Annotated in this window: 17 protein-coding genes, 1 tRNA gene and 1 riboswitch; of the genes, 16 read left to right on the top strand and 2 right to left on the bottom strand. The window is 39.2% G+C overall.

Annotation, left to right across the window (positions count from 1 at the left end; genetic code table 11):
- Positions 1–3 precede the first annotated feature (3 nt).
- Positions 4–181: riboswitch (Lysine riboswitch) on the top strand.
- 112 nt (positions 182–293) lie between these two features.
- Entirely contained in the window at positions 294–1,511 is a 1,218-nt protein-coding gene (locus FS608_RS03515; protein WP_144547862.1) for an aspartate kinase, read from the top strand.
- 46 nt (positions 1,512–1,557) lie between these two features.
- Here FS608_RS03515 and FS608_RS03510 read toward each other — a convergent pair whose 3' ends face one another.
- On the bottom strand, positions 1,558–2,001 hold the full coding sequence (locus tag FS608_RS03510) for a YslB family protein (RefSeq protein ID WP_395947389.1): 444 nt from the start codon (positions 1,999–2,001) through the stop codon (positions 1,558–1,560).
- A gap of 442 nt (positions 2,002–2,443) precedes the next feature.
- Between FS608_RS03510 and FS608_RS03505 the strand changes: the two genes are divergently transcribed.
- The 5 genes from FS608_RS03505 (at position 2,444) to gerE (ending at position 6,733) form a co-directional block, all read left to right on the top strand.
- Entirely contained in the window at positions 2,444–3,052 is a 609-nt protein-coding gene (locus FS608_RS03505) for a succinate dehydrogenase cytochrome b558 subunit (protein ID WP_144547861.1), read from the top strand.
- A 58-nt stretch (positions 3,053–3,110) separates the two neighbouring features.
- Positions 3,111–4,859 (top strand): succinate dehydrogenase flavoprotein subunit, encoded by a 1,749-nt coding sequence (sdhA, locus tag FS608_RS03500; protein ID WP_144547860.1) that lies wholly within the window; start codon positions 3,111–3,113, stop codon positions 4,857–4,859.
- A gap of 15 nt (positions 4,860–4,874) precedes the next feature.
- Entirely contained in the window at positions 4,875–5,636 is a 762-nt protein-coding gene (sdhB, locus tag FS608_RS03495; RefSeq protein WP_144547859.1) for a succinate dehydrogenase iron-sulfur subunit, read from the top strand.
- A gap of 147 nt (positions 5,637–5,783) precedes the next feature.
- Complete coding sequence (locus FS608_RS03490; protein ID WP_144547858.1) at positions 5,784–6,365, top strand: class D sortase; 582 nt, start codon at positions 5,784–5,786, stop codon at positions 6,363–6,365.
- A gap of 143 nt (positions 6,366–6,508) precedes the next feature.
- A complete protein-coding gene (gerE, locus tag FS608_RS03485; protein ID WP_026563391.1) occupies positions 6,509–6,733 on the top strand; it encodes a spore germination transcription factor GerE in 225 nt (74 codons plus the stop codon).
- 352 nt (positions 6,734–7,085) lie between these two features.
- On the opposite strand, the gene FS608_RS03480 is transcribed toward gerE, so the two are convergent.
- On the bottom strand, positions 7,086–7,394 hold the full coding sequence (locus FS608_RS03480) for a HesB/YadR/YfhF family protein (RefSeq protein WP_144547857.1): 309 nt from the start codon (positions 7,392–7,394) through the stop codon (positions 7,086–7,088).
- A 208-nt stretch (positions 7,395–7,602) separates the two neighbouring features.
- Between FS608_RS03480 and FS608_RS03475 the strand changes: the two genes are divergently transcribed.
- The 10 genes from FS608_RS03475 (at position 7,603) to clpX (ending at position 16,500) form a co-directional block, all read left to right on the top strand.
- A complete protein-coding gene (locus FS608_RS03475) occupies positions 7,603–8,052 on the top strand; it encodes a MarR family winged helix-turn-helix transcriptional regulator (RefSeq protein ID WP_144547856.1) in 450 nt (149 codons plus the stop codon).
- Positions 8,053–8,067: 15 nt separating this feature from the next.
- Positions 8,068–8,862 carry a glutamate racemase gene (gene racE / locus FS608_RS03470; RefSeq protein WP_144547855.1) on the top strand — a complete coding sequence of 265 codons (795 nt, stop codon included), beginning with the start codon at positions 8,068–8,070 and terminating at the stop codon, positions 8,860–8,862.
- 148 nt (positions 8,863–9,010) lie between these two features.
- Complete coding sequence (locus FS608_RS03465; protein WP_144547854.1) at positions 9,011–10,069, top strand: GerMN domain-containing protein; 1,059 nt, start codon at positions 9,011–9,013, stop codon at positions 10,067–10,069.
- Positions 10,070–10,191: 122 nt separating this feature from the next.
- Positions 10,192–10,947 (top strand): ribonuclease PH, encoded by a 756-nt coding sequence (rph, locus tag FS608_RS03460; RefSeq protein WP_144547976.1) that lies wholly within the window; start codon positions 10,192–10,194, stop codon positions 10,945–10,947.
- Positions 10,948–10,960: 13 nt separating this feature from the next.
- A complete protein-coding gene (locus FS608_RS03455) occupies positions 10,961–11,569 on the top strand; it encodes an XTP/dITP diphosphatase (RefSeq protein ID WP_144547853.1) in 609 nt (202 codons plus the stop codon).
- Entirely contained in the window at positions 11,569–12,084 is a 516-nt protein-coding gene (locus FS608_RS03450) for a metallophosphoesterase family protein (RefSeq protein WP_144547852.1), read from the top strand. Before FS608_RS03455 ends, FS608_RS03450 begins: the two co-directional genes overlap by 1 nt.
- Before the next feature lie 111 nt (positions 12,085–12,195).
- Positions 12,196–12,272 (top strand) — tRNA-Arg (locus tag FS608_RS03445).
- Between the two features lie 118 nt (positions 12,273–12,390).
- Complete coding sequence (locus tag FS608_RS03440) at positions 12,391–13,416, top strand: tetratricopeptide repeat protein (protein ID WP_144547851.1); 1,026 nt, start codon at positions 12,391–12,393, stop codon at positions 13,414–13,416.
- Positions 13,417–13,584: 168 nt separating this feature from the next.
- A complete protein-coding gene (gene tig / locus FS608_RS03435; protein ID WP_144547850.1) occupies positions 13,585–14,862 on the top strand; it encodes a trigger factor in 1,278 nt (425 codons plus the stop codon).
- A 378-nt stretch (positions 14,863–15,240) separates the two neighbouring features.
- Complete coding sequence (gene clpX, locus FS608_RS03430) at positions 15,241–16,500, top strand: ATP-dependent protease ATP-binding subunit ClpX (protein ID WP_144547849.1); 1,260 nt, start codon at positions 15,241–15,243, stop codon at positions 16,498–16,500.
- Positions 16,501–16,600: the final 100 nt, after the last annotated feature.

Here is a 16,600-nt window from a genome sequence, read left to right as displayed (position 1 = left end):
TAAAGTGAAGGTAGAGGTGCGAGCTTCAAGAGTAGTGGTTCTGAGAAGGATGAGCTTCTGAGACGGATCATGAAAGGGGATGTTCGCCGAAGTAAAGATGGTCTCATAACTTTCTTTGCTGGTCCCGTATTGAATAAATGCTGGATTGTCAAGACTAATGTCTTGGAGAGCTATCTTACATTGTAGGTGCGAGAATTTTTTTCGTGTTTTAAGCAATGAGATGCCCTTCTCATTGCTTTTTTGTGTTTAATTGGGGAAAATATGAATTACTTCTAGAGAAGGGGAAAACAAACATGGGGATAATTGTACAAAAATTCGGAGGCACTTCGGTTGCTAATGTAGAAAGAATTTTAAATGTCGCGTCATGTGTAAAAGGTGAAGTTGACCGGGGAAATAATGTGGTGGTTGTTGTTTCTGCAATGGGTAAATCGACGGATACACTCGTCGGTTTAGCAAAGGAAATTTCAGCGCAGCCTAATAAACGAGAAATGGACATGCTGTTATCGACTGGGGAACAAGTAACGATTTCGTTACTGTCCATGGCTCTCAACCAGCAAGGGCTTGATGCCGTTTCCTTTACTGGCTGGCAGGCTGGTATTATGACAGAACCAGTCCATGGGAATGCCCGGATTTCTAATATTAAAACTGCAGCGATTGAATCACAACTTGAATCCGGCAAGGTGGTTATTGTTGCAGGATTCCAAGGAATCACCGAAGACGGTGAAATTACCACACTTGGCCGCGGTGGTTCCGATACTACAGCCGTTGCTCTCGCTGCAGCCCTTAAGGCAGATAAATGCGACATTTATACTGATGTAACGGGAGTTTTTACAACGGATCCAAGATATGTGAAGAGTGCTCGCAAGCTCTTATCAGTATCGTACGATGAAATGCTCGAGTTAGCTAATTTGGGTGCAGGTGTACTTCATCCACGAGCAGTGGAATTTGCTAAAAATTATCAAGTTCGGCTTGAAGTTCGTTCGAGCATGGAGAAGACAGAAGGAACAGTTATTGAGGGGGAAGCAGCAATGGAACCAAACTTAGTAGTCCGCGGAGTCGCATTTGAAGACGAAATAACAAAAGTAACAGTATTAGGATTGGCCAATTCATTAACCAGTCTATCTACCATCTTTACAACACTTGCTGAAAATCATCTAAATGTGGATATTATTATCCAGAGCACAACAGAGGGTGGTTCTGCGAATTTGTCATTCTCTATTCATACGGATGATCTATTAGAAACATTAAAGGTCCTAGAAGACAATAAAGCAGTGCTAAATTATGAGCAAATTGATGCTGAAAACAAATTAGCGAAGGTGTCGATCGTCGGTTCAGGGATGATCTCCAACCCTGGTGTCGCAGCAAAGATGTTTGAGGTACTCGCCGCAAACAACATCCAAATCAAAATGGTCAGCACATCAGAAATTAAAGTTTCGGCCGTAGTAGAAGAAATAAATATGTTAAAAGCCGTAGAAGCTTTACACGAAGCATTCGGACTTGCAGTTCAATAAAAAAGAATGGTGTCAGGCACTATTCGGTGCCTGACACCATTTTCGATTAGTTTTTTTCCCATTTCACTGTGAAAACAACTTTATTGGATTTTTTGACTGGATGTTCGAAGGTTTCGGCGTTGGCTTCTTTTTGCATTTCAATTTGTTGAGCCAGGAATCCTGCTTCGAGTTGGAAAAAATGTTCAGCCTTGGACTTAACTCGTGAAACAATGAGCGGACTAATTAATTCAAATTGGAAATCTGTTTTATTTTCTTTCACAAGTTCCAACTGGCCCCATGAGGCCTTTGCAAAGAAATCAATAATCTGTTCTAGATCCAGTAATGGATATTTTCGTGCAAGTCGTTTTCCGGCCCAATATAAAATTTCAGGTGTATCTTTCCCTAAAATCTCAGGCAAAAGAACTTCCCTGATTAATTCATAGCCGAAGATGGATATGGTTTTTGGTTCATCAGTATCAATCATTTCATTCATAACTGTACTATTATTCACAAGCTTCCCCTCTTTCTATCATTCTATTATATACGCTTTTTGTTAATTTTCAGTACAGTTTTTCTAGTTATTATGAATCAAATTTAGCTTTATTTTTTGTTATTTTGCAATATCTTACCTTGTTTTTCATGATAATTATCATTCCCGATAAAGAAATAATAACAACCGTTTTTTCTTGGTAATTAATTGAAGGAATTCAAGAAATGTTGAGAAAAAACCCATTTTTTTAGCGAGGATATATAAATTATTATAATATCAATATATTTAAAAAATTTTAGTTTTATGCGAGTGATGTGTATCCGTTTTCTTGACGCTCTTAACTGATGGGAGTAAAATGGACATGTCACATAATTGTCACAGTGGTGCGAAGTTTCGACAATAAGGGAATTAAATTGATAGAAACTGAACATCATTTTTTTAAACATTATAGGGGGGTAAATTTATGGCGGGTAATCGAGAGTTTGTTTATCGGAGATTGCATTCGTTGCTTGGGGTTATTCCAATCGGTATCTTCGTGATGCAGCATCTGGTTGTGAACCACTATGCAACAGAAGGGGTAGAATCCTTCAACAAAGCTGCGAACTTTATGGGGAATCTTCCATTTCGCTATGTTTTAGAAACTGTAATTATTTATTTACCGATTTTATTCCATGCAATCTATGGGCTGTATATCGCTTTTACAGCTAAAAACAATGCAAGTCAATATGGCTTTTTCAGAAACTGGATGTTTTTGCTCCAACGTGTGTCTGGTGTGATAACTCTAATTTTTATCACATGGCATGTATGGGAAACTCGTATCGCGGCCGCATTTGGACACGAAGTTAACTTCCAAATGATGCAAGATATTCTTTCATCACCATTCATGTTTGGTTTTTATGTTATTGGTATTATTTCAGCGATTTTCCACTTTGCAAATGGATTGTGGTCATTCTTGGTTAGTTGGGGCATCACTGTATCCCCACGATCTCAAGTGATTTCTACATACGTGACAATCGTGATTTTCTTGGCTCTATCTTATGTTGGTGTAACAACACTACTAGCTTTTGTATAATAAATCACATGATTGATCGGAAAAATATTGGATTTTGGATTAAGGGAGTGAGTCACAAATGAGTAAAGGTAAGGTGATCGTAGTCGGCGGCGGTTTAGCTGGCTTAATGGCAACGATTAAGGTTGCAGAAACAGGAACACCAGTAGAATTGTTTTCTTTAGTACCTGTTAAACGCTCTCACTCTGTTTGTGCCCAGGGTGGTATTAATGGAGCGGTAAATACAAAAGGTGAAGGCGATTCCACATGGATTCACTTTGATGACACTGTTTATGGTGGAGATTTCTTGGCTAACCAGCCGCCAGTAAAAGCAATGTGTGATGCAGCACCTGGAATTATTCACTTAATGGACCGTATGGGAGTTATGTTTAACCGTACTCCTGAAGGATTACTTGATTTCCGCCGCTTTGGTGGAACACAGCATCACCGTACTGCATTTGCTGGAGCAACCACTGGTCAACAGTTACTTTATGCATTAGATGAACAAGTTCGCCGTGAAGAAGTGGCAGGTCTTGTAACGAAATATGAGGGCTGGGAATTCCTAGGTGCAGTTGTTGATGACGATGGTGTGTGCCGTGGGATTGTTGCTCAAAACTTAAAAACAATGGAAATTAAATCCTTCTCAGGCGATGCCGTCATCATGGCTACAGGAGGCCCTGGGATTATTTTTGGAAAATCAACTAACTCTGTTATTAATACAGGTTCTGCTGCTTCAATCGTTTACCAGCAGGGCGCTTATTATGCGAATGGAGAAATGATTCAAATCCACCCGACTGCCATTCCTGGCGATGATAAACTTCGCTTAATGAGTGAATCGGCTCGTGGTGAAGGTGGACGTGTTTGGACATATAAAGATGGAAAGCCTTGGTACTTCCTTGAAGAAAAATATCCTGCCTATGGAAACCTCGTACCACGTGATATTGCAACACGTGAGATTTTCGATGTATGTGTAAACCAAAAACTCGGAATCAATGGCGAGAACATGGTATATCTTGATCTTTCTCATAAAGATCCACATGAATTAGATGTTAAACTCGGTGGTATTATCGAGATTTATGAAAAGTTTATGGGTGATGACCCTCGTAAAGTTCCAATGAAAATCTTCCCAGCTGTTCACTATTCAATGGGTGGCCTTTGGGTTGATTATGATCAAATGACAAACATTCCAGGGCTATTTGCAGCTGGTGAATGTGATTACTCACAACATGGTGCGAACCGTTTAGGTGCCAATTCCTTGCTTTCCGCCATTTACGGTGGAATGGTCGTTGGTCCAAATGTAGTGAGATACATCAAGGGTCTTGAAAAGAGTTCTGATGCCGTATCTTCTACAGTATTTGACCGTCATGTTAAAGAACAAGAAGATAAGTGGAATGCTGTTATGTCTCTAGATGGAAATGAAAATGCTTATATTCTTCATAAAGAGCTTGGCGAATGGATGACGGATAATGTAACGGTTGTTCGCCACAATGACAGACTATTAAAAACGGACGAGAAAATTCAAGAACTACTAGAACGTTACAAAAAGATTAACATTAATGATACATCTAAATGGAGTAACCAAGGGGCAGCCTTTACTCGTCAATTACAAAACATGCTGCAATTGGCTCGTGTTATTACGATCGGTGCATACAACCGGAATGAGAGCCGTGGTGCACATTATAAGCCTGACTTCCCTACACGTAATGATGAAGAATTCTTGAAAACAACAATGGCGAAATTTGTTGACAGTTCTTCAGCACCGGCTTTCCATTACGAAGATGTTGATGTTTCATTGATTAAGCCACGCGAACGCAATTACGCAAAAAGTTAAGGGGGAGTAGAAAAAATGTCTGATAAAAAAATGGTGAAATTTATTATTTCACGTCAAGATAACGAAAATGCTGCTCCTTATGAGGAGGAATTTGAGGTTCCCTATCGCCCGAATATGAATGTTATTTCGGCGTTAATGGAAATCCGTAAAAATCCTGTCAATGCAAAAGGACAAGCATCTACCCCAATTACCTGGGATATGAACTGTTTAGAAGAAGTCTGCGGGGCTTGTTCGATGGTCATCAACGGCAAACCGCGTCAATCTTGTTCAGCACTGATCGATCAGTTGGAACAGCCAATTCGATTAGCGCCAATGAAAACATTCCCTGTGGTACGTGACCTTCAGGTTGACCGTAGCAGAATGTTTGATGCCTTAAAGAAAGTAAAAGCTTGGATTCCTATTGATGGGACCTATGATTTAGGACCTGGTCCACGTATGCCTGAGACAAAGCGTCAATGGGCATATGAACTTTCTAAATGTATGACTTGTGGCGTATGTCTTGAGGCTTGCCCGAACGTAAATAGCAAATCAAACTTTATTGGTGCACAGCCGCTTTCACAGGTTCGTCTTTTCAACGCACATCCAACGGGTGCTATGAATAAGGCAGAACGACTTGAAGCGATTATGGGCGATGGCGGACTTGCTAACTGTGGTAATTCACAAAACTGTGTTCAATCTTGTCCAAAAGGTATTCCATTAACAACTTCTATTGCTGCATTGAACCGTGATACAACCATTCAAGCTTTCAGAAGCTTCTTTGGAAGTGACCACGCTTAATAAAATGAAAAACCTTCTTTTCTTATCTGGAAAAGAAGGTTTTTTGTCGTATATGGGCGAATAATTGCATTGGTTCTTTCGGCTGCTGTTTGTTATACTCTTATTAATGTAAAGCCCGAGCCCGGTAGAAAAGGATGGTTTTTAGAGGTGAAATATAAATTTCCGCTGTTCATTATTTTGACAGGATTCGTTTTAGTAGGGATTTGGCTCTGGCAATTTATCAATGTGAAGACGCAAACCCATGCATCGCTCCAGGAAGCGAAGGAACTAATTGCCGATCAGCCTGCTGTTGCTCCTAAAAAGAGGGGTGAAAACAGTCCTCCTCCTAATATGGGGGAAACAGTCGGACTATTAGCCATTCCAAAAATTAAGGCAGAGTTAGCTATTGTTGAAGGAACGGATCCAGATGACCTCGAAAAAGGCGTCGGTCATTATAAGGGTGCCTATTTTCCTGGTGATCAAGGGCAAATTGTTTTATCGGGACACCGTGACACCGTTTTTCGTAAATTAGGAGAGTTAAAGCTTGGTGATTCGCTAAAAATGGAAATGCCGTATGGTTCATATACTTATGAAATCATTGATACGAAGATTGTCCAGGCTGATGATACGAGCGTTATTACGCTCCAACACGAGAAAGAGGAATTAATTTTAACCACCTGTTATCCCTTTAGTTATGTAGGGAATGCACCAAAGCGATATATTATTTATGCATCACTCAAAAGTTCCTAGGGATTAGGAGCTTTTTTTTACAAAAATCAATCTCCTTTCAGTAAATATAGTCACTACATTTGTATTGTTCACATAAGATATGTTGACTAAATATATACCCACCCCGTGTTCATAACTGGCGAAGGCAAGGAGGGTTACAGTACTTGAAGGAGAATGTTTATAATCATAAGCCGTTACTCACCAAACGTGAAAGAGAAGTATTCGAGTTATTAGTACAAGACAAAACAACGAAAGAAATCGCTGGTGAATTATTTATAAGCGAAAAAACGGTTCGGAATCACATTTCAAATGCCATGCAAAAGCTTGGTGTCAAGGGGCGTTCACAAGCAGTTGTAGAGCTCCTTCGGATGGGAGAGCTAGAACTTTAACATTGACCGGCATCCTTCTTGGGAGGCCGGTTTAATTTTGAATAGATAAACATAAAAAGGTAAGCATTCTCGAATCGAAATGCTTACCTTTTTTGTTACAATGCGGATTAATGATACTTGAAAATACTTCTCTGCTTAATTAAAAGCAGGTATTCTTACCATCCTTTTAAACCACGAGGATAGATTACTTAATAAGAATGCCGCTCTAAGTCCCAGAATGAGTATGGTTGAAAATAAGCCGTAAGATATATTCAAAGTAATCCCTCCACATTGAAGTTTTAGTGTTAATAACTAACACTAGGATTATTGTTAATCTGAAAACTAATTTTATTCGGCGAACTGTATTTTTCCCCTAATTATGCGATTGCGACTTGGTGTAACTATATTCTACTTCATCCCTTTGTTCATTGTAGTCGACATGCAAATCATGTTGATTGAAAAACCACAAATCCCTTTCTTCAATATAAAATAAAAAACCTTCTGCTTCGTATTTCACAATGATATCAATAGGATCATTATCTACGGTGAAACCAAGCGAAAACCCTTCTTGGACAGGGCTGTTTCCATATACTTTCGGATAAAACTTTACTTTATCCCCTTTTTTTAATTCGACCTCTTCTTTAAACCAGTTTAGTGCTGACGTGCTAATTACAATTTCCATTCTTTTCTCACCTTTGGCTTATTATTCAAATTCTACCTTATTATACTCCAAAGAGTGGCAAACTAATATTTTTCTGATAGTTTCAGCTTGAATTTTTGGAGAAAAAAGTAGAAAATAAGAAGAAACATGAAGTACGACAATGAGGAACAATAGTTTTTATATAGATTAATGTTTCAGGGAAAGAAAGCTTTTTATAGGAGTGTTTGAGATGAAACTCGAGAATTCACAAAGAGCAAATGGGGAAATTGTTGCAAATATTGAAAAGGATTTACGCTACATTTCTGGCATCATTAAGCAAAAAGGAAGAGAAATGTTAAGTACTTATACAATTACACCTCCACAATTTATTGCTTTGCAATGGCTCTTTGAAGATGGGGACATGACAATCGGGGAACTTTCTACTAAAATGTACTTGGCATGCAGTACGACAACAGATCTTGTTGACAGGATGGAAAAAAATCTCCTCGTAGAACGGGTGAAAAATCCAAACGACCGTCGTGTGGTGAGAATACATTTGCTTGAAGAGGGCAAAAGAATCATTGATGAAGTAATTAAAAAGCGTCAAGTTTACTTAGAAGAAGTGTTGGTTGATTTCACTCCGGAAGAAATTCAGGTTCTTCAAAGAAGCTTAACGAAATTGCATCAGGAAATGCGTTAAAAGAGGCGATAGGTTTTGAAACAAGCTATTGGTGTGATAGATTCGGGCGTTGGCGGATTAACCGTTGCTAAAGAGGTGATGCGCCAGCTTCCAAATGAGAAAATCATCTATTTGGGAGATACAGCGCGCTGCCCATATGGCCCGAGAACAACTAGGGAAGTTAAGAGGTTCACATGGGAGATGACCTCTTTTTTACTAGAGAAAAAAATCAAAATGCTCGTCATTGCCTGTAATACGGCTACAGCTGCGGCATTAGACGAGATTCGTAAGGAATTGCCGATTCCGGTCTTAGGGGTAATTAATCCAGGAGCACGAGCGGCTATTAAGAAGACAAAAAATTATCGTGTTGGAATTATTGGCACTGAGGGTACTGTAAAAAGTGGGGCATACGAGAGAGCGTTAAAGTCGTTAAATAGCCGGCTTTTTGTTAAAGCACATGCCTGTCCAAAATTTGTTCCGCTTGTGGAGAGTAACGAATTTGCAGGTCCGATTGCGGAAAGAATTGTTGACGAAGCCCTCAAGCCGATGCTCAATGAAAAATTGGATACGCTGATTTTAGGCTGCACACATTATCCGCTGTTAGAGCCTGTGATAAAGAATGTCATGGGTGAGTCTGTCAGCGTGATAAGTTCGGGTGACGAGACAGCACATGAAATAAGTGCAATCCTTCAGTACAATGGTTTATTAGATACATGCGAAGAAGATCCAGAGCATGAATTTTACACCACTGGTTCCAGACGAATATTCTCAAAAATCGCCTCACAGTGGCTGGGATATCCAATTACCGATGTCAAAAAAATAAAACTATAAATAGTTGGTGTCAGGCACCACTCGTGGACATTTGTCCACGAGCGGTGCCTGACACCTTTTTTTGACACCTTTTTTTTCATAAGTCGGTCTAATTTATCATAAGGCTCGTATATATGTTAGTACAAACTGTCTTAGGGGGGAAATAGTTATGTCTAAAAATAAAGCAAAGATCCTTGTGTCGACTGTGCTGACATCATCAGTTCTACTGTCAGGTTGTGGATTATTCGGGACTGAAACAGAAAAGAAAATCGATCCGCCAAAGAGTGTGACGATCAAGGAGGATACAACAAGTAAGAAAACGACCGCTACAGAAGCAAGTAAGGAGGCGCAGGCAAACACCGTCAAAACAGAACTATACCTGGTAGATAAAGACGGCTATGTCGTTCCGCAAACATTGGATCTGCCGAAAACCAGTTCGGTCGCTAAACAGGCGCTTGAATATTTAGTGGCAAATGGTCCAGTGACTGATCTACTCCCAAATGATTTCCGGGCGGTTCTCCCAGAGGATACGGAGCTTTCTGTAAATATTGATAAAGATGGCGTTGCAACGGTTAATTTTTCAAAAGAGTTTAAGAATTACCAAGCTGAAGATGAAATGAAAATTCTCCAATCTGTCACTTGGACATTGACACAGTTTGATAATGTGAAAACTGTGAAACTTAAAATGAATGGACATGATTTGACGGAAATGCCTGTGAACGGTACACCGATAAGCGAAAATCTTTCCAGAGCAACCGGAATCAACCTTGATACAACGAATGTTACAGATATTACCAATACTAAACCTGTAACTGTTTATTATATTGGCGGTGAAGAGGGCTCCTATTATTATGTACCTGTCACACGCCGGGTGAGCAATAACGAAAAAGATAACTACGTAGCTATCGTTAATGAATTGATAAAAGGACCAAGTGAAAAATCAACTCTAGTATCTGAATTTATGTCAGATGTAGAGCTCCTTGAAGCTCCAAAATATGAAGATGGAAAAGTCACCTTGAACTTTAATGAGAATATTTTTGGAAGCTTTAAAGAAAAGGAAATTTCACAGCATTTATTAGATTCACTAGTGCTGTCCCTAACTGAGCAAGAGGGCGTAGAAAAAGTTGCTATTCAAGTTAAGGGTAAGGCAGACATTAAAAATGATAGCGGGAAGAAATTAACTGAACCTGTAACTCGTCCAGAAAAAGTCAATACAGGTAGTTTTTAAAAAATAATTTTTGTTATACTATATAGTGACAATGAAAGAGGTTGGCTTGGATGCCGCCTCTTCTTTATTTGGTATTTAAGAAAATGAATGTACCAATTCAATAATAAAAGGAGGTAGTAATGGTGCGTGTTGATGGTAGAGAGCCGTTACAACTAAGACCCATACATATTGAACCCAATTATTTAATGCACCCCGAAGGATCTGTCCTAATCTCTGTAGGGAATACAAAAGTGATTTGTGCAGCGAGCATCGAAGACAGAGTGCCTCACTTTATGAGGGGGGAAGGCAAAGGCTGGATTACTGCCGAGTATTCTATGCTGCCCCGAGCAACAGAAACAAGAAACATTCGCGAATCTTCTAAAGGAAAGGTTTCCGGTCGAACGATGGAAATTCAGCGGCTAATCGGCCGCGCCCTTAGAGCAATCGTCGATTTAAGTGCTCTAGGTGAGAAAACAGTTTGGATTGATTGTGATGTTATCCAGGCCGATGGTGGTACTCGAACAGCCTCAATCACAGGAGCATTTGTTGCAATGGCCCTCGCTTTAAATGCATTTTCCGAGAAAAAGTCCTTTGCTAAATTCCCGATTACGGATTATTTAGCGGCGACAAGTGTCGGGATCCTGCTAAATAATCAAACGGTCCTGGATTTAAACTACGCTGAGGATTCTAAGGCCCAGGTCGATATGAATGTAGTCATGACGGGCAATGGAGAATTTGTTGAACTGCAAGGGACAGGGGAGGAAGCGACTTTCTCCTACGAACAGCTTCAAGGCCTGCTTGGTGCTGCTCAAGAAGGACTAATGGAACTTTTTGAACACCAAAAAGCAGTACTGGGTGAAGAAATTACTCGAAAAATAGAGTCGCGAAGACAAAAATGAGAGGCGATCAAATATGAAAGAAGTTATTATTGCAACTAAAAATCCAGGAAAAGCGAAGGAATTTGAACATATCTTTTCATCACGAGGGATCACGGTTCGTACCTTGCTGGATTATCCAGAAATTTCTGATGTTGAGGAAACTGGCACAACATTTGAAGAAAATGCGACTTTGAAAGCAGAGGCGGTCTCCAAAGCACTAGGGAAAATGGTGATTGGCGACGATTCAGGCTTGATCGTGGATGCCCTTGAAGGGAGACCCGGGATTTATTCAGCACGTTATGCGGGTGAACCAAAAAATGACCAGAACAATACTGATAAAGTACTGTCTGAATTAGAAGGTATTCCTGAGGAGAAGCGGACAGCAAGGTTCTACTGTGCCTTGGCAGTCGCAGTTCCAGGCAAAGAAACAAAAACGGTGTCAGGCACTTGTGAAGGACGTATTCTTGAAGAGAGAAGAGGTACCAATGGGTTTGGCTATGATCCGGTTTTTTATGTACCTGAGAAGGGCTTAGCGATGGCCGAGTTATCATCAGAAGAAAAAAACAAGATCAGCCATCGTGCGAATGCCTTGAAAAAACTAGATGTAGTCATGGATTCTATTTTAGAAAGTGCGGAGCGTTAATGAGCAAAGTTTTAATTGTTAGTGATAGTCATGGATTAACAAAGGAGCTCCGTGTAATAAGAGAAAGGCATCTGGATGAGGTTGATTTAATGATTCACTGCGGTGATTCAGAATTATCTCCAGATGATGAAGCGATTTCCGGCTATCTAACGGTAATGGGAAATTGTGATTTTGGGGGCGGATATCTACTAGAGACAATTTCTGAAGTGGCTGGGCGGAGGTTTTTTATTACCCATGGCCACCGGTATTCGGTTAAGTCCTCCTTAATGAATTTAAAATACAAAGCGCAGGAAGTAAACGCGAATATCGCCTGTTTCGGACACTCACATGTCCTTGGTGCGGAAGTGATTGATGGGATCTTATTTTTAAATCCAGGCAGCATCCGCTTGCCGAGGGAACGCTTTGAAAAAACTTATATTATTCTGGATTTGCAGATTGAAAAAATTAAAATGTCGGTGTTTGAAGTAAGCGGCCAGGAGGTTACCGAACTTGCCCGCGAGTTTGTATTGTCATAATTAAGAGGGAGAATTCCTCTCTCTTTTTTCTTTTTATAAAAAATATTAGAAAGTGTGTTGACTTTTTGATATTACGATAATATAATAAATCTTGTCTTAAACAACATATTTGTCCCAGTAGCTCAGCTGGATAGAGCAACGCCCTTCTAAGGCGTGGGTCGGGAGTTCGAATCTCTCCTGGGACGCCATCTAATTTTACTATCAACACTACATATTGAATTTAAACTCACCATTTGACGGTGAGTTTTTTTTGTCTTTTATTTATGCTAAACTAATTCCCATGACAATCCTAAGGACGGTTTTTTTATGAAAAAAAGGGAACCTGTGAAACGAATAGATAATATAGTCTTTTTTCCCGGACTTGAAGAAAGATTAACTAACAAGGGTCTCGAGAGCCTTGAGAAGAAAAAATTTAACGAAGCGATCAATCTATTGGAGGAAGCAAGAGAATATGACCCTGACAATGATGAAGTCTTGATTGGGCTGGTTCTTGCTTATTTTGAAGCTGCTTCTTTTCAAAAAGCGAAAGAACTCGCCAAGGAAATGCTCCATAAGGGGATTGGTGACTACCTCCAGATGGTCGATCTCTATTTGACAGTACTGATCCAACTCCATGAATATCATGAAATCGTGTCAACCGTCGAAGCACTTTTAGAAGAAAAAGAGATTCCGCCGGAAAAACATGATCATTTCCTAACGATCCTTCAATTCAGCCGAAGAATGGCAGAGAATCGTCAACTAGATCTTGAGGAAATCGAACCAGAGGAAACAGCGGTCCAAGAGTTAAACCTATTTGCAAATGATAATCTAAATGAACAACTGCTCCTCATTTCAAGTCTAGAAGAGAAAAATATTCGCCCCTATCTCCATGAAATTACAGATTATTTAGAAGCGGAAGCAGGTCATCCGTTTTTAAAAACCATTCTCTTAACTCTTTTGAAAGAGCAGGAAATTGATAGAGAACTTATTATCAGGAAATTTGGCATGAAAAAGAAAGTTATTCCAACACAACTTCCCGAGGTTAGAGAAGAACCAAGAATGCAAGCGATAAAAGTGCTTGTCGAATCTCATCTGGAAAGCGAAAACCCTGGTCTTTTTGAAAACACGAGCGGAATGGTTGAGCGTAATTTTTTTATAACCTATCCGTTTGAACTAGAGCCCGAGAGTACTCATGCATGGGCTGCAGCTTTCCACCACTTGGCACAAGATTATATGGGGATGGATACGAGAATGGATCTTCTTTCCAGCGAATACGATGTATCTGTTAGTGAAATTGAAGAAGCAATCGCAAAAATTGAGGTAATTGAGAAAATTTCTTATCCTAATATATAGGCTCGCTGTTGAAAGAAATCAATCCTATGTTATAATGTAGTGGTTGCATTGTGTAAAAAACTATATTTTACATTTAAAAAAAGGAAATTGGCTTTGATAGAAAGTGATTTCCAAACTACTCAAATTCGTTAAGAATGATATGAGAATAGATTGTTGGAGGGAAAATGTATGTCAGTAAAATGGGAAAAGTTAGAAGGAAACCGTGGCGTTCTTACTGTTGAAGTAAGTGCGGACAAAGTAAACGAAGGTTTAAACGCGGCATTCCAAAAGGTTGTAAAGCAAGTTAACGTTCCAGGTTTCCGTAAAGGAAAAATGCCACGTCAAATGTTCGAAAAGCGTTTTGGTGTAGAATCTCTTTATCAAGATGCATTAGATATTCTTCTTCCAGAAGCATACGGAAGCGCAATTGACGAAACTGGAATCGAGCCAATCGACCGTCCAGACATCGACATCGAGCAAATGGAAAAAGGTAAAGAACTTATCTTCAAAGCTACTGTTCAAGTAAAGCCTGAAGTAACATTAGGCGAATATAAAGGTTTAGAAGTAGAAGCAATTGATACAAACGTGACTGACGAAGATGTTGCTAATGAATTAAAAACTCTTCAAGAGCGCCAAGCTGAACTTGTCATTAAAGAAGAAGGTACTGTAGAAAACGGTGATACAGCTGTTCTAGATTTCGAAGGATTCGTTGATGGCGTTGCTTTCGAAGGCGGAAAAGCTGAAAACCATTCACTTGAAATCGGATCTGGATCATTCATCCCAGGTTTTGAAGAGCAATTAGTAGGACTAGCTGCTGGTGAATCTAAAGACGTGGAAGTAACATTCCCTGAAGAATACCACGCTGCTGAACTTGCTGGTAAGCCTGCAGTATTCAAAGTAACTATTCATGAAATTAAAGGAAAAGAACTTCCTGTATTAGATGACGAGTTTGCTAAAGATGTGGATGATGAAGTTGAAACATTAGATGCTCTTAAAGAGAAAATCAAAACTCGTTTAGAAAACAGCAAGAAGCACGAAGCTGAGCATCATTTACGTGATACTGTTGTTGAACAAGCTGCTGCAAATGCAGAAGTTGAAATTCCAGAAGTTATGGTTACTAACGAAGTTAACCGTATGCTTCAAGAATTCGAACAACGTTTACAAATGCAAGGTATGAACCTTGAACTATACTTCCAATTCTCAGGTCAAGACGAAAATGCTTTACGTGAGCAAATGAAGGAAGAAGCTGTAAACCGCGTACGTGTGAACTTAACACTAGAAGCGATTGCTAAGGCTGAAAACCTTGAAGTAACTGACGAAGATGTTAATGCTGAACTTGAAAACATGGCTGGCATGTATAACATGACTGTTGATAGCATTAAACAAGCTCTAGGCGGACTTGAAGGCATCCAATCAGACCTTAAACTTAAAAAAGCAGTAGACTTTCTTGTTGAAAACAAGAAATAATTAACCTGTTTATTGCAAGGCACGATTTAAATCGTGCCTTGTTTTATACTTTTTTTAAAATACATATTATAATAAGATTTAACAATGGGCAGGAAAATATCTAAGACATAGCGAAATTAATATAAAATAATTTCCAGACAGCATTTAGATTTATTTTTATCATAATGGTTAAGATTAAAGAATACATAAGTGATTTAAAATGAACTACACAAACAAAGGGAAACCTATTTACCTTAAGCTTTTTATTTCCAGTCCATTGGCATTCTGTGTTACAATGCAACATACATACTAATCAATAATTAGAGAGAGACTTGACTTTTGTTTGTGTAATTCGCTGCTTCGCATAGGATACTAACATGATTTAAGGGGTGAAAGGATTTGTTTAAATTTAATGATGAAAAAGGTCAATTAAAGTGTTCCTTCTGTGGTAAAACACAGGACCAAGTTCGTAAATTGGTTGCCGGGCCTGGAGTTTACATATGTGACGAATGTATTGAACTTTGCACCGAAATCGTTGAGGAAGAACTTGGAACAGAAGAAGAAGTAGAATTTAAAGATGTACCGAAGCCGAAGGAAATTTGTGAAATTCTTGATGAATATGTTATCGGTCAAGATCAAGCGAAAAAATCCCTTTCTGTGGCAGTATACAATCACTATAAGCGCATCAATTCCAATAGTAAAATTGATGATGTTGAACTTGCAAAGAGTAACATTTGTATGATTGGACCAACAGGAAGCGGTAAAACATTACTAGCCCAAACATTGGCTCGTATTTTGAATGTACCATTTGCAATTGCCGATGCTACTTCACTAACGGAAGCTGGATATGTTGGGGAAGATGTTGAAAACATTTTATTAAAATTAATCCAATCTGCTGATTACGATGTAGAAAAGGCTGAAAAAGGGATTATTTATATTGATGAGATTGATAAAATTGCCCGTAAATCAGAAAATCCTTCGATTACAAGAGATGTTTCTGGTGAAGGCGTTCAACAAGCTTTATTAAAAATTCTTGAAGGTACGGTTGCAAGTGTTCCGCCACAAGGTGGACGAAAACACCCGCACCAAGAATTTATCCAAATCGATACAACCAATATCCTCTTTATTTGCGGAGGAGCATTTGATGGAATTGAACCAATTATTAAGCGCCGTTTAGGTCAAAAAGTAATTGGCTTTGGATCAGATGTTAAGCAGCAGGATGTTGCTCAGAAAGAACTGCTTTCTAAAGTATTACCAGAAGACTTACTTCGCTTTGGATTAATTCCAGAATTTATTGGACGTCTTCCAGTGATTGCGAGCCTTGAGCAGTTAGATGAAGCAGCATTAATTGAAATTTTAACGAAGCCGAAAAATGCGCTTGTTAAACAATATCAAAAAATGCTTGAAATCGACGATGTTGAGCTTCAATTTGAAGAGGGCGCTTTGACTGAAATTGCCAAAAAGGCAATTGAACGCAAAACTGGTGCACGTGGTCTCCGTTCCATCATTGAAGGAATTATGTTGGATGTCATGTTCGACCTTCCTTCTCGTGATGACATTACCAAGTGCGTCATTACCAAAGAAACAGTCATTAACAATGGTGTTCCAAAACTCTTATTAGAAGATGGAACCGTCGTTGCTGAAGAAAAATCTGCATAATTGTACCGAAAGGCCTGGCACTTGCCAGGTCTTTTTGTGCTTATTATTGGTATGGAGCGAATTTTTCGCCCTAAATGAACGGATTTTCATGATCAATGGG

It is taken from the genome of Bacillus sp. X1(2014) (assembly GCF_007678255.1).
The sequence above is the reverse complement of the archived record's forward strand: the minus strand, read 5'-3'. Positions and strand labels throughout refer to the sequence as shown.